The organism is Mangrovihabitans endophyticus, assembly GCF_014646155.1.
Taxonomy (GTDB): Bacteria; Actinomycetota; Actinomycetes; order Mycobacteriales; family Micromonosporaceae; genus Actinoplanes; species Actinoplanes endophyticus.
The window spans coordinates 101,745-124,993 of the sequence record NZ_BMMX01000004.1 but is presented as its reverse complement, the minus strand read 5'-3'; the positions used below and the strand labels follow the sequence as shown (position 1 = coordinate 124,993).

Sequence of the window (23,249 nt, the reverse complement as noted above, 5' to 3'; positions counted from 1 at the left end):
ATCAGCCGTATCGGAGAGATCTTCATTGCAGATCGCGGCGCACGACGTGGGCCGGCTCTCCCGGATCCTCGCCGGGTGCGCCGGCGGCGCGGTCGCCCTCTATGGGGCGTTCGCCGCCACCCCGCTCGCCACCGGCCCGGCCATGGCTCTCGTGCCGGCCGGGCTGGCGCTGCTGTGCTGCGTGCTGCCGACGCGGGCGGTACGCCGCACGGCGTACGGGCTCGGCGCGGCCGCCGCGATCCTCGGCGCCGCACGGCTCGGCCAAGAACCCGCCGCCGCGGTCGCCACCATGCTCGCCGGGCTCGCCCTCGCGCTGATCGACGTACGCCTGCCGCTCCGCCCCGGCCGCCCCGCCCGCCATCGCGCCGCGGACCCGCTGCTGGCCGGATCCGCGGTCATCGCCCTGGTCGCCCTGGTACCCCGCATGTTCGCGCCGACCTTCCCCGGCGGCCCCGGGCCGGACGGCGTGATGTCGCCATACACCGCGGGAGCCGTGCTCACCCTGGCGCTGGGCGGCATCCTCGCGCGGCCGGAAGCCGGACCGCTACGCACCGGTGCGCGCGCCGGGCCGGCCACCATGGTGCGCCGGTTCTTCCCCACCCTGGTCGCCGTCCCGGTGATCGCCGCACTGACCAGCGCGCTGCTGGTGCGTACCGGGATCAGTCGCCCGGCCGCGGCGATCAGCACCGGCACCGTCCTCGCGGTGCTGGCCGTGCTCGGCTTCGTGGGTGCCCTGGTGCGGTCCCTGGAAGCCATGGACCGGCGGCAACGTGCCCTGTTGGCCGACCGGCGGCGGGCCGAGGAGCAGCTCGGCGAGCACGCCGCGGGCCTGGAACGCGGCAACGTCGCGCTGCGCGAGGCGAACACCCGGCTGGAAGCCGCGCTGGCCTTCAAGAACGACCTGACCTCGATGCTGACGCACGACGTCGCCCAGCCGATCAGCTCGATCGCAAGCCTGGCCGAGCTGCTCTCCGAGGACTGGGCGGACCTGCCCGAGGACATTCGCCGGGAGCTGGCCTGCAAGATCGACAAGAACACCCGGCGGCTGATCAAGATGATGAACGACCTGCAGCTTCTGTTCGAGCTGGACACCGGCGCGGTCACCGCGCGGCGCACGCCGGTCCCGCTCCGCGAGGTGGTGCAGTCGGTGATCGCGTCGGCCGGGGCGGAGGACGACGTACGTGTCGCCGTCGGCGATGATCTGTCCGCGCTGGCCGACCGCGGCCACGTGGGCGTGGTGGTGCGCAATCTGCTGGCCAACGCCGTGGCCTACGGCGAAGCGCCGGTGGAGATCTGCGCCGCGCGGACGCACGACACCGTCACGCTGATCGTGTCCGACCACGGGCCGGGCATCGCGGACGACCTGTTGCCGAGGCTCTTCGACCGGTTCATGGGCGGCGCCGGGCTGGGCCTGTTCATCGTCCGGCACCTGGTCGAGGCGAACGGCGGAGCGGTGCGCTACGAGCCCGGCACGCCCCGCGGCGCGCGTCTCATCGTGACGCTGGAGGCGGCCTCAGTGTCCGGCTGAGACCTGCTCCCGCTCCGCCCTAGGGTCCGGCACATCCGCCTCCGCGTGCGGCGCGGACGCCTCGATCTTGCGCAACTGCCGCTGGAACCGGCGCGTGGCCTGATAGAGCCGCATCACCAGGGCAGCCTCGAAGAGCAGCAGCAGCGCACCGGCCGCGATGGTCACCAGGGCCACCTGGAAGACGAGCGGCCCGATGATGAAGACCGACATCTCGTATTCGATGCCACTGAACAGGTGAATGCGGATGCGGCGCGCGTTGAGCCAGTTGCGGAGCCGGATGTATCGCGAGCCGCCGGCGGCGGCGTTGACCTCGACGGTGTCCGCCGGATCCGCCTCGTCGTCGGCGAGCTCCGCGTCGGCGGCGGCGGCGCGCGCGCCGGGCACGGCCGACCCCGGCGCCTCGCCACGAGCCTCGGCGAGCCGCCCGTCCATGGCCCGCTTGAGCTTGCCCATCTGCGACGAGTTCAGGTAGCGGAACAGGTCCAGCGTCACCACCGCGACGGCGAGCCACAGGAAGATCAGGTCGTGGGTACGCGCGTACTGACCACCCATCAGCGCGACCGTGCACATGATGACGCGCACACGGTCGAACATGAAGTCGAACCATGCCCCGAACATCGAGCCGGTGCCGTTCAGCCGGGCGATCTTGCCGTCCATGCAGTCCACCACGAAGCTGAGGTGGAACAGCAGGGCGCCGACGGCCAGCCAGGCGTGCGTCCCGAGCGCGAAGCAGACCGCGGAGCCGATGCCGAAGACGAAGGCGATCGCGGACAGCAGGTTGGGCGTGATCCAGCGGTACGGCGCCACCAAGCGGACCAGGCGTGATGCCAGCGGATCGACCAACAGGACGGTCCACCAGGCGTCACGCCGCTTGTACGTCCGTTCCCGAATCTCCTGTAAGCCGATGCGTTGCACGCTGTTAACTTGGACGTTCGTCGAGGTTTCCGCAAGAACACGAACCCATTTTTACGTAAATGTCACAGAACGCGGCGCTCCCGTAGTCGCGCTGCCACATCGGCCGGGCTGGCCATGACGTTACCGCCCGCACCGGTGGAGTTACCGGACAGATTCTTGGTGCTGGCGCCGCCGCGCGGCACGCCCTGCCCGGACCCCTGCTCCACCAGGGTCTTGAGCGTGGTGAGGTCGTGCTTGAGCCGCCGGTTCAGGGTCTCCTGGCCATGCTTGTCGCCGGGCATCAGAAACGCGATGTCGGCCTCCAACTGTGCCACTACCTGGGTGCGGGTCTCCCCCATGGGGCGCAGCGTGAGAGTCTCGGCAAGCAGCGGGCCGCCGGTGGCGCACCACGATACCCGCTCGTCGAGCGTGCGCTCGGTGATGGTGGCGTCGAACTCACGCCGACGCCCGTCCACGTCCAGCACCCAGTGGGTCTGGTCGGCGCCGGTCGGCGTGACGCGCTGAACTCCGGTCATGAACTGTGGGTAGTTTTCAAAGGCGGCCAGCTTCTCGTACACGTTGTGCACCGGCGCGCCGACCTCGATGCTCTGCTGTACCAGGCTCATGACATCTCCCCCATGCAAGAGTGCGCCCGTCTGCACGCTCCGGTCTCCGCCGCAGGCAGGCCGATACGAGGAGGGTACGTACGCCCGCACGGCCGGACACGAGAATTGCTCATACTCGGCGCAGGTACTGCCAGACGCCCACGTCCGAGGCGTACCGGGCGTCACTCGCGGCCACGAGCGGCACGTCGGCCTCGCGCAGTCGGCGCACCACTCGCGGCGACGGGCTGCGCCAGGCCTCGCTGACCTCGACCACGGTGCCGGCCGAGCGGCAGCCGTCGATCAGCGCGCGCAACGCGTCGTCGGTGATCGCCTCGTCGTCGATGCCGACCTGGTTCAGCAGGCTGAGCGGGCGCGCCAGTTGCGTCGGCGCATACCGCGCCGCGCGCGCCAAGCCGAGCACCGTTGCGGTCACCACGGTCTCCACAACCTGAGCGACACGGAGAGTTCCGGCGGCCAGCCCGGCGCGTACCTCCCTCGGCTCGACCGGGTCGTCCGGCGTCGGCAGCCTGGACACCGCCACGGAAACCGCCTCGATCTTGGCGAAGTCGGACGGCAACGCGACCCATCCGTCCGGCCGTATCACCTCCACCTCCGCGGCCACCCGCAGCCGAATCTCGGTGCGGCGGCGGGCGCGTTGCACCGCGTCCGCGTACGCGGGCAGCCAGGCGGTGTCCGGACCGACCTGGTCGGCGAAGGTGAGCGCGGTGAGACCGCCCCGGTCGGCGGCGGACACCACGACACCGACGCTGTCCCGGCCGGCGGCGAAACCGGTATGCACGTGCATGTCCGCCGTCAGGTCGAGTGCCCGTGGGCCGCTCACCACGACTGATTCCCGCTCTGCGCCCACGATTTCGCTCCCGGACTGGCTGTGACCTGCACTTTCCTTCTGTGCACAAGAGTCGGACGGAGGCGTTGTGAGCGCAGGTCCGCCGATGGAGCGGTTTGGTATCAGGCCGTGCGGCGGCAGCACGATACCGCCGGGCGCGCCCGCCGAGACGGTTATGCCGGAACAGCCGACTCCCACCCCGTACGCGCGCAACTATGACCGGTGCCCGCCCTGCCGGCGGCGGACCACGAGTCGCACACACATCCCGGTCTTTGGTGCAACCGTCCTGCAATGGCGGCGCACCTCACCCGGCAGCCCGCGCTCGGCAGCCTGGCGTCGTGCACGCAGGGTGCGTGCCGGAAGGGATCTTCTTATGCAGCGCCGACATCAGCGCCGCGCCATGTTCGCGGCGGTCGCAGTGATCACCGCCATTCTGCCGTTCGCCGTCGCGCCCGCCTCCGCGGCGCAGGCGGCCTCGCGCATCGCCGGATACGGCAAGGTCGTCGTCTCGGGCTCCGCACGCCTGGCCATGCGCACCGGCCCCAGCCTCGGCTACCCGTCCGTGGGCGCCATTCGCAACGACGGCAACGTGGGCATCATGTGTCGCGTGCTCGGCAAGCCGCTCAACGGCACGGTCCGGTACACCGGTCTCTGGGACCGGCTGACCAACGGCGCCTATGTCTCCGACGCCTTCATCCGGCGCGGCGCCTTCCGCATTCCGGTCTGCACCGACACTCCCACCTACGTGCCTCCGGTGTACGCGGGGCTGTCCAGCGCCTTCCGCACGGCGACCCGCCCCACCCACGACGGCGTGGACCTCTCCGCCGCCCGCTACACCCCGATTCGCGCCGCCGCCGCCGGCCGCGTGACCCGGGTCCGGTGCAACGCCTCGACCAACAACTGCGACGTCGACGGCAGCCGCAACATCAGCGGCTGTGGCTGGTACGCCGAGATCTCACACCCGGACGGCTTCCTCACGCGGTACTGCCACATGTACCGGCGCCCGTCCGTCTCGGTCGGACAATCCGTGGCCCAGGGACAGGTCATCGGCTACGTCGGATCATCCGGCGCGTCATCCGGACCACACCTGCACTTCGAGGTGCACGCCGGAAACCCGGCGACACGCGCCAACGCGATGAACCCCATCTGGTTCATGCGCCGGTACGGCCAGTACTTCGGCTGACCCGGTACGCCCCATCGTCCAGCGCCCCGCCGGTGAATCATCCCCGGCGGGGCGCTGTCGCGTCGCCCGGGCTCGGTGGCGGCCCAGCCGGGGACCTGGGCGCGACGTACCTGGCCGCTACCCACGCCTGAGCAGGGGACGACGGAGGACCGCCGGCGACCGGGCACGACGAAGCGGGCCGGAAGGGATCCGGCCCGCTGTCGGGTGGTGCGCTCAGTGCTGCGGCGGCGGACGCAACATCTCGGTCAGTGCCGCCACGGCTTCGTCGGTCGGCGACGCGGCCTCCCGGTTCGCCGCTTGCAGCTCCCGGTAGACCTCTTCACGATGGACACGAACGTCACGCGGAGCGTCGATGCCGAGCCGGATGACGTCGCCCCGGGCCTCCAGAACCGTGATGACGATGTCGTCACCGATCATCACGCTCTCGCCGGCCTTCCTGGTCAGCACGAGCACCCGGTTTCCCCCTCCGTGGCATGGAACAGGTGCGTGCCCGGGACATGCCGCCCACCGGCGGTATGCCCGGGGCGTCTTACTTGCCGCGCTGCAGGATCGCCCGGACCGGCAGGCCGGAACCGGTGAGCACGACCTGCACGGCCATCCGGTTGACCTGGTTGATGACGATGGGAGCCATCAGGTTGGCCGAGGTGGCGTCCCGGCCGGCCGTGATGACCAGCATCGTCAGCAGGTCCTCGGCCTGCGGGTAGCCCAGCAGCGCGAGCGCCTCGTCGGGGATCTCCGGCGTGTAGTTGTCGAAGAACTTCTCCGGCGGCACGACCAGGAAACGCAACTCCGGGTTGTCGATCGAGGTGAAGGCGTACAGGAGGCCTTCGTCGTTGAGACGGACAAGCACGAACCTCTGGTGCGCCGGGAATCCGGGCATCGGTGCCGCCATGTGAATGGTCGGCAGGGACATGTTCGTCATGCGTTCCTCGAGCGGTCGTGCGGTTGCTTGCATGCTCATGGTCACCTCAAGAAGTCGATGAGCGAGGGCTGGATCACCTTGGCCGAGGCGGCCAAAGCTGCCTGGTACGACGTCTGCTGCAGCTGCATTTCCATGATCGTCTTGGGCAGGTCGACGTCCTCGACATCGGAAAGCTGCGACGCCACTGAAAGCAGACGGTCCTGCGCGGACTGCTTCATTTGCGTAATCCGATTGTATCGGGCACCTACTCCCGAAAGGGTGTTTTTCAGTAAATCTCTCGCGTTGTCGAGGTTCTCCAATCCGGTGCCCAGCGCGTCGGCGTCGCCGGCACGCAACGCGTCGGAGATGTCCTGGAGCACCGTGAACAACTCGGAGCTGCCGAGGCCGAACGCTTCCGGACCGCTCACGTCGACGCGCACCTTCGAGTTGGCGCCCACGGTTCGGGTAGTCGGGTTGGTGTCCCCGACGAAGGCGGCCGCACCGTCGTACGCCACGTCGCCGGTGGTGGTGCCGCCGAAGATCGGACGGTCCAGATACTTGGTGTTGGCGTAGCCGAGAATCGAGGTGCGGATGTTGTCCACCTCGACGGCCAACGCCTCCCGCGAATCGGCACTGCCGCTGCCCATGTTGAGTCCCTGCAGGGTCAGGTCGCGCGCCCGGTTCACCGACGCCAGCGATCCGCTGAGCGCGGTGTCCAGACTCGACAACCAGCCGATGCCGTCGTCGGCGTTGCGGACGTACTGCTCGTTGGCGCGCGACTCGGTGCGCAACTGCATCGCGGAGACCGTGCCGGTGGGCGAGTCCGATGGCCGGTTCAGCATCTTGCCGCTGGAGAGCTGCTCCTGCAGATGCTCGCCGCGCTGGATGTTGCGCTGCAGGTTGTTCAGCACCCGGGTGTGAATGCTGCGTTCGGTGACGCGTCCGGAGATGGCCATGCGTCGTGCTCCTTATCGTCCGACCAGACCGGTGCGGTTGATGAGCTGGTCGAGCATCGCGTCGACGGTGGTCAGCACCCGCGACGCGGCCTCGTAACCCCGCTGGTAGGTGAGCAGGTTGGTCATCTCCTCGTCGAGGTTGACGCCGGAGGTCGACTCACGCGCCGAATCCACCTGCTCGGTGATGGTGGCTTGGATCTCGGTGCGCCGGCTGGAGGACTGCGCGGCCACGCCGAGCCGGGCGATCATGTCGCGGTACTGGGCGTCCGGCCCGGTGGAGCTGGTGCCCACGTCGGCGAGCCCGTCGGCGACCGTGTTGTCCAGCGTGCCGGCGGTCGCCGCGGCGGCGACCTCGGACGGGTCGCTGATCGCCACCGCGATGGTGCCCGCCGTGGTGCCGCTGAAGAAGTCCGTGCCGGGGGTGCCGTCGAGCTGGAAACCGCCCGTGTGCGCGGCGTTCACCGTGTCGATCAGGTTCTTGGCGATGACGTCCAGCTCGTCGGAGATGGCCGGGATGATGGTGGTCATCACGTCGGACATCGCACCCATCGTGCCGCCCACGGTGACCTTGGTGCCGGTGTCCGCCCAGCGCAGCGTGAGCGGGTCGGTGCCCTGGTCCTCCAGCCGCAGCGCGCCGGTCACCTCCAACTGCCGCGGGGTGAACTCACTGACCAGAGTGGAGTTGCCGACGAAGACGTCCATCGCGCCGTTGGGCCGCTTGGACGCGGTCGCTCCGGTCAGCTCGGCCAGCTTCAGCACCTGCAGGTCGCGCTGGTCCTCCAGCTCGTTGACGGTCACCCCGGAGGCCTGCGCCTTGACGATGGTGTCGTTGAGCTGCGCGACGTGCGTGGCCGCGGTGTTCACCTCGTCCACGTAGGCGACGAGCTGCTCCCGGGTGCCCCGCCACTGGCCGGCCAACGCGTCGTGCGCGGTGTTCAGGCCGTCCGCGACAGTGGCGCTGCGCTGGATCAGCGCGGCGCGGGCCGCGGAATCCTTCGGGTTGTTCGCCACGTCGGCCCACGCGTCCCACATGTCATGCAGTTGTGCCTGCATGGCGGTGTCGCTGGGCTCGGCGAAGACGTCCTCGATACTGGAGTAGGCGGCCGTCTGCCGGGTCAGGTACGCGCTGTTCGCGTGCTCGGCGCGGCCCCGGTTCTCCAGGTATTCGTCGCGGACACGCTGCACCGCGGAGACGGCCACGCCGCTGCCGAGTCCGTCGCTGCGCGCGTACATCGCGGGCCGGATGGAACCGGTCTGCGACTGCATAACGACGTGCTGCCGGGTATATCCCTCGGTGTTCGCGTTCGCAATGTTCTGTCCCGTTACATCCAATGCGCGGCGCTGCGCGTACAGCGAACTGAGCGCGGTGTTGATACTGCCGAAGCTGCTTCCCATCAGATCGCCTCGTCCACCAGGCTGGGGCGGCGCACGCCGCCGGTGACGGTCTGGCCTTGCCGCCCATACGTTTCCACGGTTCCGGCGAACGCGAGCATGGTTTCCCGAGCTGCGCGCTGACCGGCGGTGAGCAGATCGCGATTCGACTCGGCGATGGAGCTGATCTCGGAGGTCAGCGCGAGGAACGCCTTGCGGTGCTGGTGCAGCAGCTCGGACCAGGGGTCGGGCGCCGCGTCGGCGAGTTCGCCCAGCGACGCCTCGGCGGCCAGCCCGAACTCCACGGCGACGGCCTGCGAGTAGGCGGCGCGGGCCACCTCGGTCTGCCGAATCTGATCCAGCACGACCTCCACCTCGCGGGTGGCGTGCGAGAGCCACCGCGACCGCCCGGCCGCCAGCAGAAGCTGTTCCTCCTCCAGCTTGAACAGCAGCAGTTCGAGGAGTTCACGGGCGCGCCACAGGACGCTGGACAGGTCGGTCAGGCTCACGCCGGTCCTCCGTCTCCGCGGAGGCCGTTCCCCCGCTCACCGGACAAGTCGGCACTCCGCGGGTCTAACTGAGCGGTTGAGGACCATCCGGTTGCCCGCGCGGTGCGGAGCAATTCCACCGTTTCCCGTACCGGTGCGAACAAGTTTCGGATACTTCTCATGACCGACGGCATACGGCCGATCACTCATGGCGAACGCCAACGGCTCACGGACGAGCCGGGGGATCGGACCCACTTTCAAGGAGGACAACGCAATGGGTCTCCGCATCAACCAGAACATCGCCGCGCAGAACGCCTACCGGAACCTGTCCGTCACGGACAACCAGATGTCGAAGTCCCTGGAGAAGCTGTCCAGCGGCTACCGCATCAACCGGGCGGCGGACGACGCGGCCGGCCTGTCCATCTCGGAGGGCCTGCGCTCGCAGATCGGTGGCCTCAAGGTCGCCGTGCGCAACGCCCAGGACGGCATCAGCGTCACGCAGACCGCGGAAGGCGCGCTGAACGAGGTCACCTCGATCCTGCAGCGCATGCGTGACCTCTCGGTCCAGGCGGCCAACGGTGGCTCCACCGACTCCGAGGCCGCAGCCGCCGCGCAGAAGGAGTTCAGCCAGCTCAACTCCGAACTGGACCGGATCGGTAGCACCACCGCCTTCGGCAAGTCGAAGCTGCTGGACGGCTCGTTCGGCACCACCCAGCAGGTGGCCGGCACCAAGCAGACCACCGCGCTGCCCACCGGCAACCTGGCCTTCGACATCACCACCCTCGGCGGCGTCACGCTGGGCACCCCGATCGCGGTCACCACCACCGGCCCGGGTGCCGGCGCCAGCGCGGCCGAGGTGGTGGACTCGATCAACACGGCCCTCGACAGCGCGCTGAAGGCCGCCGGCTACAACGGCAACGAGGTCCGGTTCGCCGCCACCGTCGCCGACGATGGCTCCGGATACACCTTCGAGATCAACGGCACCACCGACTTCGTCATCAACGACAACGGCGCCGGCACCGGCCTGGACGACCTCGGCCTGGGCACCGGCGCGCAGACCAGCGCCGCCCTGGCCAACGGCCACAGCGGACAGTTCCAGGTGGGCGCCAACAAGGGCGAGACGCTGACCATTTCGATCGGTGCGGTCAGCGCCGCGGCCCTGGGCACCAACTCGCTGGACCTGACCTCGGACCCGGACGGCGCCATCGAGGCGCTGGACTCGGCCCTCCAGCAGGTGTCGGACCAGCGTGCCGAGCTCGGTGCCTACCAGAACCGGTTCGAGCACACCATCAACAACCTGAACGTCTCGGTGGAGAACCTGTCCGCCTCGGAGTCGCGGATCCGCGACACCGACATGGCGCAGGAGATGGTCGCGTTCACCCGCAACCAGATCCTGACCCAGGCCGGCACGTCCATGCTGTCGCAGGCCAACCAGGCCTCGCAGAACGTGCTCTCGCTGCTGCGCTGACAACCCGACGGCAACGCGCGAAGGCTCACGCATCTGAGCGGACAACCGAATAGACGGGGGTGGCAGGCGAACGCCGGCCACCCCCGTTCCACATCTGTCACCGGTTCGAAAGCAGGCTCGCGATGACCAGCTCTGTCGATGGCCTCGTCAGCGGTCTCAGCACCTCCTCGCTGATCTCTCAGCTCATGGAGGTGGAGGCGGCACCGCAGACCCGGCTCAAGTCCAAGGTGTCCGCCGCCGAGACGGTCGTGAAGTCGTACCAGGCGGTCAACACCAAGCTGTCCGCGCTGAAAGGCGCGGCCGACGATCTGAGCCAGCTCAGCACCTGGCGAGCGATCAAGCCGGTCTCCAACTCCACGTCGGTGACCGCCACCGCGGTCGGTGGCACCAACACCACCACCGGCACCATGAGCTTCGACGTGGTCCAACTGGCCAAGGGACAGGTGAGCACGGCCCGCGTGGCCACCAGCGGCGACGTCACCACGTCCGACAGCATCGAGATCACCATCGGCTCCGGCGATCCGGTGACCATCGACATCAGCGCCGACAAGTCGGCCCAGGGCATCTCGGACGCGATCAACCGGGCCGGCATCGGCGTCAAATCGTCGGTGGTGACCACCGGTGGCGCCGAGAACATCCTGCAACTCACCGGCGCGAAGACGGGTGAGGGCAACGCGTTCACGGTCACCGGCCTGGAGGACACCGGCCTGATGACCGCGGTGGCCGCGCAGGACGCGAAACTCCAGGTCGGCGGGCCGGACGAGACCGGCGGCTTCAGCGTGGTCAGCAACACCAACACCTTCACCGGATTGATGGCCGGCGTGACGGTCACCGTCGGCAAGGTGGAGACCGGGGTGACGCTCACCGTCGACTCCGACGTCTCCGGCATCGCCGGCAAATTCCAGGCCCTGGTCGACGCGGCAAACGCCGCGCTGGACGAGGTCGCCACCCAGACCGCGTACGACGCCACCACCAAGAAGGGCTCGCCGCTGACCGGCGACTTCATGGTGCGACAGATGAGCTCGGCGATCATGGGCACGGTCAGCCGCGGTCTGAGCTACACCGACTTGGACGGCAACGACATCGCGTTCGGCAGCCTCAGCAAGCTCGGCATCGAACTCGACCGCACCGGCCGGCTCACCTTCGACCAGGCGAAGTTCACCGCCGCCTACAACGCCGACCCGAGCACGATCAAGAGTGCCGGCATCGGCTTCGCGGATGCCTTCGAGGAGGTGTCCAAGGCACAGTCGGACAACGTCACCTCGGCGATCACCGGCCGCAACAATTACATCGATTCGATGAATTCACAGATCGACAACTGGGACCTCCGTCTCGCCGCGCGCCGGGAAGCGTTGCAAAAGCAGTACGCCGACCTGGAGACCGCGCTGGGCAAGCTGCAGTCGCAATCCACCTGGCTGTCCGGCCAGATCGCCAGCCTCGGCTGACCGTCCCCTACCGGAGAAGGACGCCCCATGAGTTCGTCCCACCTGCGCGACCGTTATCTGCAGGAATCGATCAGCACCGCATCGCCGGGCAAGCTGCTCGCCATGCTCTACGATCGCCTCGTGCTGGACCTGGTCCAGGGCGAGGAGGCGCTGCGCGACGGCCGCCGCGAGACAGCGTCGGAGAAGATCGGCCACGCCCAGGAGATCATCCTGGAACTGCGCACCACGCTCGACATGGAGGCCTGGTCCGGCGCGCCCGGCCTGGCCAGCCTGTACGGCTTCCTGCTCACCGAGCTGATCCAGGCGAACATCCGATGCGACGCGGACAAGGTCGCCTCCTGCCGATCGATCATCGAGCCGCTGCGCGACGCGTGGCGGGAAGCCGCCGCCCTGGCCACCCCGGTCTCGACCGCGGCCGCGGATTGACACCCCACCGCACGGACGTCGGAATGAGGTGCCCGGCATGACACAGGACTGGCGTGACGCCTGGACCCTCGCCCTGGACGCGCTGGAAATGGATGTCGCGGCCACCGAGGCGATGCTTGCCGACCAGCACCGGCTCGCCGAGGTTCCGCCGTCCGACCCGTGGCGCCCGCCAACCGAAATCGGCGCCCTGCCGCTGGAGCTGCGTCCCCGCGCCGACGAGATTCTGACCCGCCAGCTTCGCGCGGCCGAGGAGATCGCCCGCCGGCTGGTCGCCTCCCGCCAGCAACTGGCGATGAACGCCCGGATCGAAACGGGTGAGGCGGTCAAGCGCCCCGTCTACCTCGACTGCGCCATGTGACACACCGGCCTCGCCGGACACGGAGCCCGTTCCGACGCCGTCGGGGCGGGCTCCCGTCATGCAACCGCGCGACACCCGAGGCACGCTCAGCGCGCGAGACAGTGGGTCGAATCGGAGGGTACGAGCACGGATCGCTCAACACATTCGCCATGGACCGGCGGCATTCGGAAAACGAAGGGGGACAGACCGCCGTGTTCGACACCCTGTCGTCGTCATCGCTCAAGGTCGCGGCTGCCGGCCTCACGGCCCGGCAGAGCGCCATCGCGGACAACATCGCCAACATCGAGACCCCGGGCTACCAGGCCCGTAAGGTCAAGTTCGAGGAGTCGCTCGCGCACGCCGTGCGCACCGGCGCCGCGCCGTCCGGGGTCACCCCGAGCGTGCAGCGGTCGCTGGAGCCGACGCGCCTCAACGGTTCCAACGTCAACCTCGACCAGGAGACCCTCTCGCACCTCGACACGACGATGCGATACCAGCTCACGCTCCGCGCCCTGGACCACGAGTACGGCATGCTGCGCGACGCGATCAAGGGAGCCTGACGATGAGCACGTTCAACGCGATCGGCGTCGCCGGCACCGGCGTCACCGTCTACCGCAAGTGGCTGGATGCGGTGTCGGACAACATCGCCAACATCGACAACGTGTCCCGCACCTCCGAGAACGCCTTTCAGGCCCGCTATGTGGTGGCTCGCGAGGCGTACGACGGCAACGGTGCCGAGGTGGGCGGCATCGCCTACGGCAGCGCGGCCGGCCGCCTGTCGTACGAGCCGGACAACCCGATGGCCGACAACGAGGGCTACGTGCGCCGCCCGGACATCGATCTCAGCGACCAGATGTCCCAAATGATCATGGCGCAGCGCGCCTATCAGGCGAACCTCGCCGTGGTCGACCGGGCCCGCGACTCCTACTCCGCCGCGATCAACCTCGGGAGGTGACGACGATGCCCACTGCCATCTCCGCGCTGGGCGCGGTAAGCCCGCTCGCCCCGGCCAGCCCGCTCGGTGCCTCGTCCGGGGTCGCCGCCACCGGTGGATCCGGGAGCGACTTCGCCGGCATGCTCGCCCGGGGCCTGTCCAGCGTGCAGGCATCCCAGGCGCACGCCGAGGACCTCGCGGTGCAGGTAGCCGACGGCACCCTGCAGGACCCGGCGCAGTACACCATGGCCGCCAATGAGGCGTCCCTCGGACTGCAACTGACCGTCGCCATCCGCAACAAGGCCCTGGAAGCCTTCCAGGAAATCATGAGAATGCAGGCCTGACATGACGGACCGACTCCCCGCTCCGGTGCGCCGCCTCGGCACCACCTTCGGCTCGTTCACACCCGGCCAGAAGGTGGTGACCGTGGTGGCGGTCATCGCACTCGTCATCGGTGGGTACTTCTTCGCCACATGGGCGGCGAAGCCCTCGTACGCGATCTTGTTCAACAACCTGTCGACCAAGGACGCGAGCGCGATCGTCGAGTCGCTGCAGAAGACCGGCACCTCGTACGAGTTGGCCAACGACGGCTCGACCGTGCTGGTGCCGCGCGACCAGGTGAACTCCCTGCGACTGCAACTGTCCTCGGAAGGGCTGCCCGGCGATGCCGACTCGGGCTATGCCCTCCTGGACCAGCAGGGCATCACCACGAGCGACTTCCTGCAGCATGCGAACTACCAGCGTGCGCTGGAGGGGGAGTTGTCCAACACAATCAAGTCGATCGATGGCGTCGAGGCGGCCACCGTGCACCTGGTGATGCCGCAGAAGGACGTGTTCGCCGACAGCCAGGACAAGACGACGGCGTCGGTGCTGGTGCAGACCTCGCCCAACAAGCCGCTGTCCGGTCAGCAGGTGACCGCGGTGGTCAACCTGGTGGCCTCCAGCGTCGAGGGGCTGGACCCGACCCAGGTGACGGTGGCCGGCTCGGACGGCAAGGTGCTGTCGGCCGGCAACGGCGCGGCGGTGGCCACCGGGGGCGACAGCGGCGCGGCGGCGCAGACCACGTCGTTCCAGAACCGCCTCAACACCTCACTGCAGAACATGCTGGACAGCGTGGTCGGACCGGGCCACGCCGTGGTCACCAGCACGGCGGAACTGGACTTCGACCAGACCGAGACCACCTCCAAGACGTACACGTCGGACCCGTCGGTGGCGGCGCTGTCCGAGAGCATCAGCCGGGAGGCGTACAACAGCGACGGCTCGGGCACCGGCGGGGTGCTCGGCCCGGACAACATCCAGGTGCCCAACGGGGCGAACGGCACCGGGCAGTACGAGAACAGCAACACGGTGCGCAACAACGCGGTCAACGAGGTCACCGAGACGCGGCGCAGCGCGCCCGGCGCGGTGCAGCGGCTGAGCGTGTCGGTGCTGCTGGACAGCACGGTCGCCGCCGCCGTGGACCCGGCCCAGGTGCAGCAGTTGGTCAGCGCGGCGGCCGGCATCGACGCGACCCGCGGCGACACGGTCGCGGTGGCCGCCATGCCGTTCGACACCAGCGCCGCCCAGCAGGCCCAGCAGTCCCTGGCGCAGGCGACCGCGGCGGAGCAGAGCGCCAAGCAGATGTCACTGATCAAGACGGCGGCCCTGGCTCTTGTCGTGCTGATCCTGATGTTCCTGGCCTGGCGGGCCAGCCGGCGGGCCAAGAAGCGCAAGACGCTCACCCCCGCCGAACTCGCCCACCTGGAGAAGATGCAGGCCGCCCTGGAGCAGCAGCGGCTCGCGGAGCTGAACGAGGGCATCCCCAGCCCGGCGATCGAGGGCCCGACCGCCGACGATCTGGCCCGCGAGGACCGGCAACGCGAAATCGAGCAGATGGTCGAGGAACAGCCCGAGGAAGTGGCCGCACTGCTGCGCGGCTGGCTCGCGGCCAGCCGCTGACCGCCCGAACCACCCGGACCGCACCGCCGAGGAGAGACGAACGTGAGCACCCCCGCGCTGGCCACCGCGTCGATGACGGGCGTCCGCAAGGCGGCCATCCTGCTGGTCCGGATGGGCAAGGAGCACGCCGGCCGGATCATGGCCGGGATGTCCGAGGCCGAGGTGGAGGAGCTGTCGGCCGAGATCGCCCGGCTGGGCAACCTGGAATCCGACGTGGTCGGCGACGTGATCGACGAGTTCTACGCGATGGCGACCGCCAAGCACGCCGGGGCCGGTGGCATGGCGTACGCGCGGGAACTGCTGGAGGCGTCCCTCGGCCCGGAGCGCGCCGCGCTGATCTTGGACCGTCTGCAGGCGTCGTTGAACGACATGCCGTTCAACTTCCTCAGCCACGCGGATCCGCGGCAGCTTCTGTCGTACGTGCAGTACGAGCACCCGCAGACCATCGCGCTGGTGCTCGCGCATGTGCCGTCGGCGCTGGCGTCCTCGATCCTGTCCGGGCTCCCGCCGGAGGTGCAGTCCGACGTCGCGCACCGGATCGCCGTCATGGACCGCACCTCACCGGACGTCATCCGCCAGGTGGAGCTGGCCCTGCAACGCAAGCTGTCCACCGTGCTGCAGCCGGACGAGCTGTCCACGGTCGGCGGCATCGAGCCCCTGGTCGACATCATCAACCGGGCGGACCGCACCACCGAACGCCTCATCCTGGAGGCGCTGGAGTCGCGCAACCCGGAGATCGCCGAGGAGATCCGGCGCCGGATGTTCATGTTCGAGGACATCGTGAATCTGGAGGACCGGGCGGTCCAGTTGGTGCTGCGCCAGGTCGAGCCGTCGGACCTGGCCACCGCGCTCAAGGGCGTCGCCGAGGGGGTGCGCAGCAAGGTCACCAGCAACCTGTCCGAGCGGGGGCGGGAGAACCTGCTCGAAGAGATCGATCTGCTCGGTCCGGTCAAGGTCAAGATGGTCGAGGAGGCGCAGCAGAAGATCGTCTCGGTGATCCGTTCGCTGGAGGACTCCGGCCAGATCGAGATCCAGCGTGGTGAGGCCGATGAACTCATCGACTGACGGCACGCCGCCGGTGCTGCGCGGGTCGCTGGCCGAGTCGGCGTCCGCCGCACGGTTCGCCACGGACCTGCGACGCGAGCCGCCGATGGACAGCGCCCCGGTGGAGCGGGCCAAGCAGCAGGCCCGCACGGCCGGTTATGCCGAGGGCTGGGCGCAGGGCCAGCGGGCCGCCGCGGTGGCCGCCGAGGACGCGGCCGAGCAGTCTCGGGCCGCCGAACAGGCGCACGAGCGGCGCCGTGCCGCGGCCCTCGACCGTGCGGTGAACGCGCTCGGGCGCGCCGTCGGCGAACTGGAGACGCGGCTCGCGCCGGATGCGGCCGTGCTGCAGGAGATCGTGCTGGCGCACGCCTTCGAGCTGGCCGAGGCGATCGTCGGCCGGACGCTGGACGATCCGGACCATCGCGGGGTGGACGCCCTGCGCCGGGCGATGACCGCCGCACCGGAACGCGGCGAGGTCGTGGTGAGCCTGCATCCCGACGATTATCGGAGTCTGGTCGGCACCGCAACCGACGCCGACTACAACTATCAGGGACGGCCGGTGCACCTGCGACCCGACCCGGAGCTGCGGCCCGGCGACGCGGTGGCGCGCACCGGAGCCACGACGGTGGACGCGAGCATCGCCGCGGCGGTCCAGCGCGTCCGCGAGGCGCTGCGTCTGTGACCTCCGCGGCGCGAGGAGGAGGCTGGGCGTGACGGATCTGTTCCGAACCCGCATGGACGCCGCGCTGACCGCCGCCGCTCCGCTGCACCGCGGCACGGTGACCGGCGTTGTCGGTCTGCGCGTGACGGTGAGCGGGCTGGAGGCCCGCGTCGGCGATCTGGTGCGGATCGGCGAGGGCCCGGACGCGGTGCTGGCCGAGGTGGCCGCCCTGGACGGCGGCCGGTTGTCCTGCATGCCGCTGGGGTCGATCACCGGGCTGAGCACCGGCAGCCCGGCCACCGCCACCGGCGGTCCGCTGCGGGTGACCGTGGGACCGGACCTGCGTGGCCGCGTCCTGGATGGGCTGGGCCGCCCGATGGACGGCGGACCGCCGTTGCGTGGAACCCCGGTGAGCATCGAGGCAGCTCCCCCATCGGCCATGGAGAGGCAGCTCGTCGACCTGCCGATGCCGTTGGGCGTACGGGTGCTGGACACGCTCGTGCCGTGCGGGCGCGGGCAGCGCATCGGCATCTTCGCCGGCTCCGGCGTCGGCAAGTCCACCCTGCTGAGCATGATCACGAGAGGCACCACGGCCGAGATCAACGTGGTCGCCCTGATCGGCGAGCGCGGTCGTGAGGTGCGCGAGTTCATCGAGCACGACCTGGGGCCGCAGGGACTGGCGCGGTCGGTGGTGGTGGTGGCGACCAGTGACCAGCCGCCGCTGGTCCGGCTACGGGCTGGTGCCCTGGCCACCCGGATCGCCGAGTATTACCGCGACGAGGGCGCCGATGTGTTGCTGCTGATGGACAGCGTGACCCGGGCCGCGATGGCGCAACGCGAGGTGGGACTGTCGATCGGTGAGCCGCCGGCCACCCGCGGATATCCGCCGTCGGTCTTCGCCATGCTGGCCTCGCTGCTGGAACGTGCCGGGCCGGGCGCGCGGGGCAGCATCACCGGCCTCTACACGGTGCTGGTCGAGGGGGACGACCACAACGAGCCGATCGCCGACGCGGCGCGGTCCATTCTGGACGGCCACGTCGTGCTGGACCGCAAGCTGGCCACCGCCGGGCACTTCCCGAGCATCCAGGCACTGGACTCGATCTCCCGGGTGGCCAACAAGATCACCACGGCGGAGCAGCGGGCCGACGCCACCGCGTTGCGCCGCCTCTTGGCCGCCCACCGCGAGGTGCGGGAACTGGTGGAGATCGGGGCGTACGTGGAAGGCACCAATCCGGAGGCCGACCGGGCCACCGCGATATGGCCGCAGATCCTCGCGTTCCTGCAACAGGGGCTGGACGAGCGGGTCTCCGCCGAAGAGGCGTGGCTCTCGCTGCGTGAGGTGATCGCCGCGTCCTGACCGTGCCGGTCGCGGCCGGGCTCTTCGCCGCGCCTGGGAGCGGAACGGGTGCAGCGCTCAGCGATCCCCGCCGCGGGACGAAGCGGAGGGCAGGACACACGCCCGTTCCCGGCTAGGAGGATCGATGAACCGGATGTTCCGGCTCACGCCCGTGCTCCGCGCGCGCAAGGCGCAGGAGGACATGGCCCGCGGCGCGCACCTGCAGTCGCGCGCGGAGATCCGCGACGCGCAGGCGCTGGTCAAGCGGCGCCGCCTAGAGCTGACCGGGGCGGACGCGCCCACCGAGGGCACCGCGCGTGCCATGGTCGCCGCGCTGGTCGCCCGGCAGTCGCTGGCGGCGGGCCTGTCCGCGGCGCACCAGACGGTCGCCGACGCCGAGGAGGCAGCCGAGCGCCGGGCGGCCACGCTCGCCGAGGCCGCCAAGCGCCGCCGGGCGGTGGAGCTGCTGGCCGAACGCCACGCGGAGGCGCTGCGTCATCGTGACCTGGCCGCCGACCAGGCCGCCCTGGACGAGCTGACGGTGACGGCCAAGGCGCGCAACGCCGCCCGCGGCATCGACGCGCTCCATGAGCGGCGCGCCAACACGTTGCGTACCGGAGCCGGCACCGCACCGGCCCGCGAGTCGGCGAGCCGGCGGCGGCTCACCGAGGCCGGCGTCGCGCGCACCAGCATCGACCTGGCCGAGGCGACCGGCGCGGACATCGCGCCACGCGCCGACCGGGAGAACCGGCCGTGACCGGCATGACGGGCGTGAGCGGCGTGCTGAGCCGCATCTCCGAACTGCAGCTCCAGCTCGGCCTGACGCCCCCGGCCGCGACGACGAACGGCGGCACGGCGTTCGCCGCCGCGCTGCGCGACGCCACGTCGGCCACCGGGGTCGCCACGACGGCCGGTCCGGGCGCGAGCTCCGGGCCCACCGGCGCCGACGTGGTCGCCGCCGCGAAGAAATACCTGGGCACCCCGTACGTGTTCGGCGGCACCGATCCCGCGAAGGGACTGGACTGTTCCGCGCTGGTGCAGCGCGCGTACGCCGATCTCGGGGTGGATCTGCCGCGCAACTCCTGGCAGCAGGCCAAGGCCGGGACGGCGGTGCACGGGCTGGCGAACGCCCGGCCGGGCGACATCCTGGCCTTCGACTCGCCGGTCGACCACGTGGCCATCTACCTCGGCGGCAACAAGATGATCGCGGCGCCCAAGCCGGGCGACCACGTGAAGATCCAATCGGTGTACGAGAAGCCGACGCACATCCGTCGCGTGGTCGGTGCCGAAGCCGCCCCGGCCGGGTCCGCCCCGACGGCGGTGCGCCCTGCCGGTCTGCAGGACTCCGGGAAGCTGGCGGGTGTGCCGTACGCGGACATGTTCATCGCCGCGGGCCGGCGACACGGCGTTGCACCGACGTTGCTCGCCGCCGTCGCGAAGGTGGAGTCCGGGTACGACCGTACGGCGGTGAGCAAGGCGGGGGCGCAGGGCCTGATGCAGTTGATGCCGGCCACCGCGCGGGAGCTCGGTGTGCGGGACAGTTTCGACCCGGCGCAGGCCATCGAGGGCGCGGCCAAGCTGCTGTCGCGTCACCTCGACGAGTTCGGCTCCGTGCCGCTGGCCCTGGCCGCCTACAACGCGGGCGCCGGTGCGGTGCACCGCCACGGCGGCATTCGGCCGTACGCGGAGACCCGCGCGTACGTGCCCAAGGTCCAGAAGGCGTGGACCGCCCTGGGCGGCTAACAAGTTACAGAAAGTGATGGAGCGCCTGCGCGACGCCGCCGGCGCGCCACGGTAAGCAGAGCAAGCGCCTGCCGGACAGTTCCGGCAGCCCGCCCGAGGGGATCACAGTCAGATGAGTTCGCCCAGCGTTACCGGACTGGACCGCACGTCCGCCGCAGACCACGGCCGACGGTCGGCAGCGCGCTCGCACGACGGCGCGGACGGCTTCGGATCGGCACTGTCCGCCGAGTTGTCGCGCGGCGGCACCACGGACGACCAGGTGCGGGACGACGCCGCGACGGCCCGGGCGCGTGCCGCGCGAGACCGCGACACGGTCGACCGCGCGGCGATCAACCGTGCCGCCCAGCACCGCCTGTCGCGGGAGCGAGCATTCCGGGACCGAGCGGACGAGCGCCGGTTGCGATCCCGCGCCGATGCCGCCGATGAGCCGAACACGGCCGCGGCTGCCGCCGGAACGGACGCGGATGCGACGAGCACGGATGCGACGACTGCCGGATCGGGTGCCGGATCGACTGCCGGATCGGGTGCTGCGACGGTGGCCGGGGTGGCAGCGACGGGCACGGCGACGACGGCAGCAGCGACGGGCACGGCACCGGCAGCCGCCGATGGGGTGACATCCGTCAATGGGGCGGCGGCCGGGGGGACGACGCCGGATACCGGCACGGCCACGGCGGGCACGTCGGCCACCGGCACTGCCGAGGCGGGCACGACGACGGCAGGTGCGTCGGCCGACGCCACGCGCACCGGCATCACGACGAACGGGACGGCGCGCGACGGCGCCACCCCCGCGAGCACGGCGAACGCCGACGGCGCGCCGACGGCCGACGGCGCGGCCCCCGTCGCAGGGGCAGCGGCAGCCGCCGCCGCGGTGTCGGCTGACACCGCGGATGAGGCAGCCCGCCCGGCGGGCGACGCGGCATCCCCCAAGATCGCCCACCCGGATCAACGCTCCGCCTCCGGCACGCCGATCGCACCGGGCACGCCGGGCACGCCGGGCACCGCAGGAGCTTCGGGCACCGGGAGCACACCGGACGCCGTTGTCGCCGGTTCGGCGGCCACCGCGTCTCCCACCACCGCGTCTCCCACCACCGAGCCGCCAGCCACCGCGTCTCCCACCACCGGGTCGCCCGCCACTGCGTCTCCCACCACCGGGCCGCCCGCCACCGGGTCGCCGGCCGGGGCGGCCATCTCGCAGAAGAACCCCGCCGGGCTCGGCGCCGCAGCGACCGAAGCGACACCGACCGGCATCGACGCCACGGACGCCGCCACGAGTGCGGGCGACGGCGACGCCGACCGGCCTGACCCGGCCGAGGCAGGTCCCGGCACCGACGGCGTGGCGTCCCTCGACAAGGGTTCCGCGCGGGTGACGCCGGATGCGGTCACGCGGCCCGGATGGACCGGCGCGGGTGCCGCCGCCGCGGCCACGAAAGTAGCGGCAGCGGCCATGGCGAACACGCAGGCGGCGGCCACGGAGACGGCGGCAGCGACAGAAACCGCAGCCACCGGAACCGTTGCGGCAACGGAAGCGGCGGCGGACGGCAACGCCGCACCGACGAACGCCGCACCGACGACCATGGTCGGCCTACCCGACGCCGGACCGCGCGTGGCGACGCCGAATGTCGCCGCCCCGGCGCCGGCGTCTCCGCCACCGTCGTCGGCCCCGCCGCCGACACCGGCCGCCCAAGTCGCCATGCACATCGCGCCGCTGCGGCTGGAGGCCGACGGCGTCCACCGCCTCACCGTGCACCTGCACCCGGTCGACCTCGGCCCGGTTCAGGTGGTCGCGGAGGTGCGCGACGGCGCGGTCACCGTCGCGCTGTCCAGCTCCACCGACGCCGGCAACGACGCGTTGCGCGGCGCCATGGACGAGCTGCGCCGAGAGCTGCAGCAGTCCGGATTCGGCAACACCAGCCTGGACCTGCGGGACGGACCAGGTCAGCAGCAGCACCAGACCGCGCGTCAGCCGTTCGGGTCCGCCGACCGCCCGGCCCACCCGCGCAGCGCCGGGCCTGAGCCGGAGGTGCCGGCACCGTCGGCACGGCGCGACGCGGACGCGGGTGGGCGGTTGGACGTTCAGGCCTGAGGAGCGGCCTCCTCCGGAGTGCGGGCCACCGGCAGGCCGGGCCGCACCCGCCGCCCGGTGCTGGCCATCGCGCGGCGCAGCGGCGCCACCCGATGCTTGACCGTGGCGACCTGATAGCGCATCAGGTCGCCAACGGGCGGCCGGGGCGCACCGGACAGCTCGTAGCCCCACTCGGTGAGCCGGCTCCCGAGTGCCGCCTCACACAGCCCGATCTCGTCGGTGGTGAGCCGCTGCTGCCAGCTCTGCACCCGCTGCGTGGTGACCTCGGAGTGGGTGCGTTCATGCCACGTCTTGAACTTGGGCACGGCCACGTCGGCCACCTCGTTGGGACGTGCCATGGACGGGTCGTACTCCTCGCCCAGGAACTCGCACACCCCCCGCAGGTGGGTCTCCGGGTCGGCCACCAGGTCTTCATAGCGCAACTGGTGCCACTGTGTGGAGTCGAGTTGGCGGGCCGCCCGGCGCGCCTCGTCGATCGCCCGCGCCCAGATCGCGACGGTGCCGTAGAGGTCCTGCTTGTGCCAGGACATCTCCTTGAGCGACGCCACGCAGTCCCGGCCGTCGCGCACCACATTGATGATCTGCGCGTCCGGGAACAGCCGCAGGATCACGTCGAGGTTCTGCGCGTACGCCGGACGCTTGTCACCCCAGCGCGGCTTGCCGAAGCGTGCCGAATACTGCTGGAAGATGGTGCCCAGCGCGGCACCCAACGTGCCGGGGCCGGCGGTGATGCGCTCGACGATGTCGTCGGCGTCCAGCCCGAGGTCGCAGAACCGGGTCACCTTCCGGTCCACGATCCAGCGGGCCAGGGCCCGGCGGCGTTCGGCTTGCCGCAGATCTCCAAACTGGTGCCGGCGGTAGTAAGCGGACAGCACGAAACGCGTCTCCGGCGGAATCGCGATGCGTGCATGGGCATGCAGCATGAGCTGCATCATCGTGGTGCCCGAACGTGGGCAGCCGACGACGAAGATGGGCCGGCCTGAGTTCACGATCACCTCCGTAGGCCATGAGCGACCTGAGGTAACTTACGAAACCGCGAGCAAGATGTGAACATCAGGTGC

Annotated in this window: 25 protein-coding genes; 16 read left to right on the top strand and 9 right to left on the bottom strand. The window is 70.5% G+C overall.

The features are described from left to right. Positions 1-25 precede the first annotated feature (25 nt). Entirely contained in the window at positions 26-1,528 is a 1,503-nt protein-coding gene (locus IEY73_RS08245; RefSeq protein WP_229715670.1) for a sensor histidine kinase, read from the top strand. Here IEY73_RS08245 and IEY73_RS08240 read toward each other — a convergent pair. From IEY73_RS08240 to IEY73_RS08230, 3 genes are all read right to left on the bottom strand, one after another. Further along, positions 1,514-2,443, bottom strand: a complete 930-nt coding sequence (locus tag IEY73_RS08240; RefSeq protein ID WP_189078501.1) for a CDP-alcohol phosphatidyltransferase family protein — start codon at positions 2,441-2,443, stop codon at positions 1,514-1,516. The two genes, IEY73_RS08245 and IEY73_RS08240, sit on opposite strands and share 15 nt — an antisense overlap. A 62-nt stretch (positions 2,444-2,505) precedes the next feature. Further along, positions 2,506-3,048: an SRPBCC family protein gene (locus IEY73_RS08235; protein ID WP_229715669.1), complete on the bottom strand. Its 543-nt coding sequence runs from the start codon at positions 3,046-3,048 to the stop codon at positions 2,506-2,508. Positions 3,049-3,157: 109 nt separating this feature from the next. Then, entirely contained in the window at positions 3,158-3,868 is a 711-nt protein-coding gene (locus IEY73_RS08230) for a hydrolase (protein WP_229715668.1), read from the bottom strand. Between the two features lie 379 nt (positions 3,869-4,247). Here IEY73_RS08230 and IEY73_RS08225 point away from each other — a divergent pair, with 379 nt between their 5' ends. Next, the gene (locus tag IEY73_RS08225; RefSeq protein WP_189078499.1) at positions 4,248-5,057 is read left to right on the top strand and encodes a peptidoglycan DD-metalloendopeptidase family protein; all 810 of its coding nucleotides are present in this window, start codon (positions 4,248-4,250) and stop codon (positions 5,055-5,057) included. 213 nt (positions 5,058-5,270) lie between these two features. Here IEY73_RS08225 and csrA read toward each other — a convergent pair whose 3' ends face one another. The 5 genes from csrA to flgN form a co-directional block, all read right to left on the bottom strand. Beyond that, a complete protein-coding gene (csrA, locus tag IEY73_RS08220) occupies positions 5,271-5,510 on the bottom strand; it encodes a carbon storage regulator CsrA (RefSeq protein WP_189078498.1) in 240 nt (79 codons plus the stop codon). Between the two features lie 76 nt (positions 5,511-5,586). Further along, positions 5,587-5,979: a flagellar assembly protein FliW gene (gene fliW / locus IEY73_RS08215; protein ID WP_229715667.1), complete on the bottom strand. Its 393-nt coding sequence runs from the start codon at positions 5,977-5,979 to the stop codon at positions 5,587-5,589. A gap of 41 nt (positions 5,980-6,020) precedes the next feature. Next, positions 6,021-6,869 (bottom strand): flagellin N-terminal helical domain-containing protein, encoded by an 849-nt coding sequence (locus IEY73_RS08210; protein WP_229715666.1) that lies wholly within the window; start codon positions 6,867-6,869, stop codon positions 6,021-6,023. 57 nt (positions 6,870-6,926) lie between these two features. Further along, positions 6,927-8,309 (bottom strand): flagellar hook-associated protein FlgK, encoded by a 1,383-nt coding sequence (flgK, locus tag IEY73_RS08205; protein WP_189078495.1) that lies wholly within the window; start codon positions 8,307-8,309, stop codon positions 6,927-6,929. Further along, positions 8,309-8,794, bottom strand: a complete 486-nt coding sequence (gene flgN / locus IEY73_RS08200; protein ID WP_189078494.1) for a flagellar export chaperone FlgN — start codon at positions 8,792-8,794, stop codon at positions 8,309-8,311. Before flgN ends, flgK begins: the two co-directional genes overlap by 1 nt. Positions 8,795-9,047: 253 nt before the next feature. Between flgN and IEY73_RS34215 the strand changes: the two genes are divergently transcribed. From IEY73_RS34215 to IEY73_RS08130, 14 genes are all read left to right on the top strand, one after another. Then, positions 9,048-10,241 carry a flagellin N-terminal helical domain-containing protein gene (locus tag IEY73_RS34215; RefSeq protein ID WP_189078493.1) on the top strand — a complete coding sequence of 398 codons (1,194 nt, stop codon included), beginning with the start codon at positions 9,048-9,050 and terminating at the stop codon, positions 10,239-10,241. Positions 10,242-10,363: 122 nt separating this feature from the next. Beyond that, positions 10,364-11,686 (top strand): flagellar filament capping protein FliD, encoded by a 1,323-nt coding sequence (gene fliD / locus IEY73_RS08190; protein ID WP_189078492.1) that lies wholly within the window; start codon positions 10,364-10,366, stop codon positions 11,684-11,686. A 27-nt stretch (positions 11,687-11,713) separates the two neighbouring features. After that, a complete protein-coding gene (gene fliS, locus IEY73_RS08185) occupies positions 11,714-12,112 on the top strand; it encodes a flagellar export chaperone FliS (RefSeq protein WP_189078491.1) in 399 nt (132 codons plus the stop codon). Between the two features lie 37 nt (positions 12,113-12,149). After that, entirely contained in the window at positions 12,150-12,470 is a 321-nt protein-coding gene (locus tag IEY73_RS08180) for a hypothetical protein (RefSeq protein WP_189078490.1), read from the top strand. Between the two features lie 191 nt (positions 12,471-12,661). After that, positions 12,662-13,009 carry a flagellar basal body rod protein FlgB gene (locus tag IEY73_RS08175; RefSeq protein ID WP_189078489.1) on the top strand — a complete coding sequence of 116 codons (348 nt, stop codon included), beginning with the start codon at positions 12,662-12,664 and terminating at the stop codon, positions 13,007-13,009. Between the two features lie 2 nt (positions 13,010-13,011). Beyond that, positions 13,012-13,404, top strand: a complete 393-nt coding sequence (locus IEY73_RS08170; RefSeq protein ID WP_189078488.1) for a flagellar basal body rod protein FlgC — start codon at positions 13,012-13,014, stop codon at positions 13,402-13,404. Positions 13,405-13,409: 5 nt separating this feature from the next. Continuing rightward, positions 13,410-13,727, top strand: coding sequence for a flagellar hook-basal body complex protein FliE (gene fliE / locus IEY73_RS08165; protein WP_189078487.1), 318 nt, complete (start codon positions 13,410-13,412; stop codon positions 13,725-13,727). 1 nt (position 13,728) lies between these two features. Further along, positions 13,729-15,321, top strand: coding sequence for a flagellar basal-body MS-ring/collar protein FliF (gene fliF, locus IEY73_RS08160; protein WP_189078486.1), 1,593 nt, complete (start codon positions 13,729-13,731; stop codon positions 15,319-15,321). A gap of 42 nt (positions 15,322-15,363) precedes the next feature. Beyond that, positions 15,364-16,386, top strand: coding sequence for a flagellar motor switch protein FliG (gene fliG, locus IEY73_RS08155; protein ID WP_189078485.1), 1,023 nt, complete (start codon positions 15,364-15,366; stop codon positions 16,384-16,386). Further along, the gene (locus IEY73_RS08150; RefSeq protein ID WP_229715665.1) at positions 16,370-17,047 is read left to right on the top strand and encodes a FliH/SctL family protein; all 678 of its coding nucleotides are present in this window, start codon (positions 16,370-16,372) and stop codon (positions 17,045-17,047) included. The genes fliG and IEY73_RS08150 overlap by 17 nt, the downstream gene beginning before the upstream one ends. A 28-nt stretch (positions 17,048-17,075) precedes the next feature. Further along, the gene (locus IEY73_RS08145) at positions 17,076-18,383 is read left to right on the top strand and encodes a FliI/YscN family ATPase (RefSeq protein WP_229715664.1); all 1,308 of its coding nucleotides are present in this window, start codon (positions 17,076-17,078) and stop codon (positions 18,381-18,383) included. 124 nt (positions 18,384-18,507) lie between these two features. Beyond that, positions 18,508-19,119: a flagellar FliJ family protein gene (locus IEY73_RS08140; protein WP_229715663.1), complete on the top strand. Its 612-nt coding sequence runs from the start codon at positions 18,508-18,510 to the stop codon at positions 19,117-19,119. Positions 19,120-19,124: 5 nt separating this feature from the next. Continuing rightward, on the top strand, positions 19,125-20,105 hold the full coding sequence (locus IEY73_RS08135) for a transglycosylase SLT domain-containing protein (protein ID WP_189078637.1): 981 nt from the start codon (positions 19,125-19,127) through the stop codon (positions 20,103-20,105). A 112-nt stretch (positions 20,106-20,217) separates the two neighbouring features. After that, complete coding sequence (locus IEY73_RS08130; RefSeq protein WP_189078484.1) at positions 20,218-22,188, top strand: flagellar hook-length control protein FliK; 1,971 nt, start codon at positions 20,218-20,220, stop codon at positions 22,186-22,188. Here IEY73_RS08130 and IEY73_RS08125 read toward each other — a convergent pair. After that, a complete protein-coding gene (locus tag IEY73_RS08125) occupies positions 22,179-23,177 on the bottom strand; it encodes a sulfotransferase family protein (protein ID WP_189078483.1) in 999 nt (332 codons plus the stop codon). The genes IEY73_RS08130 and IEY73_RS08125 overlap by 10 nt on opposite strands. Positions 23,178-23,249 lie beyond the last annotated feature (72 nt).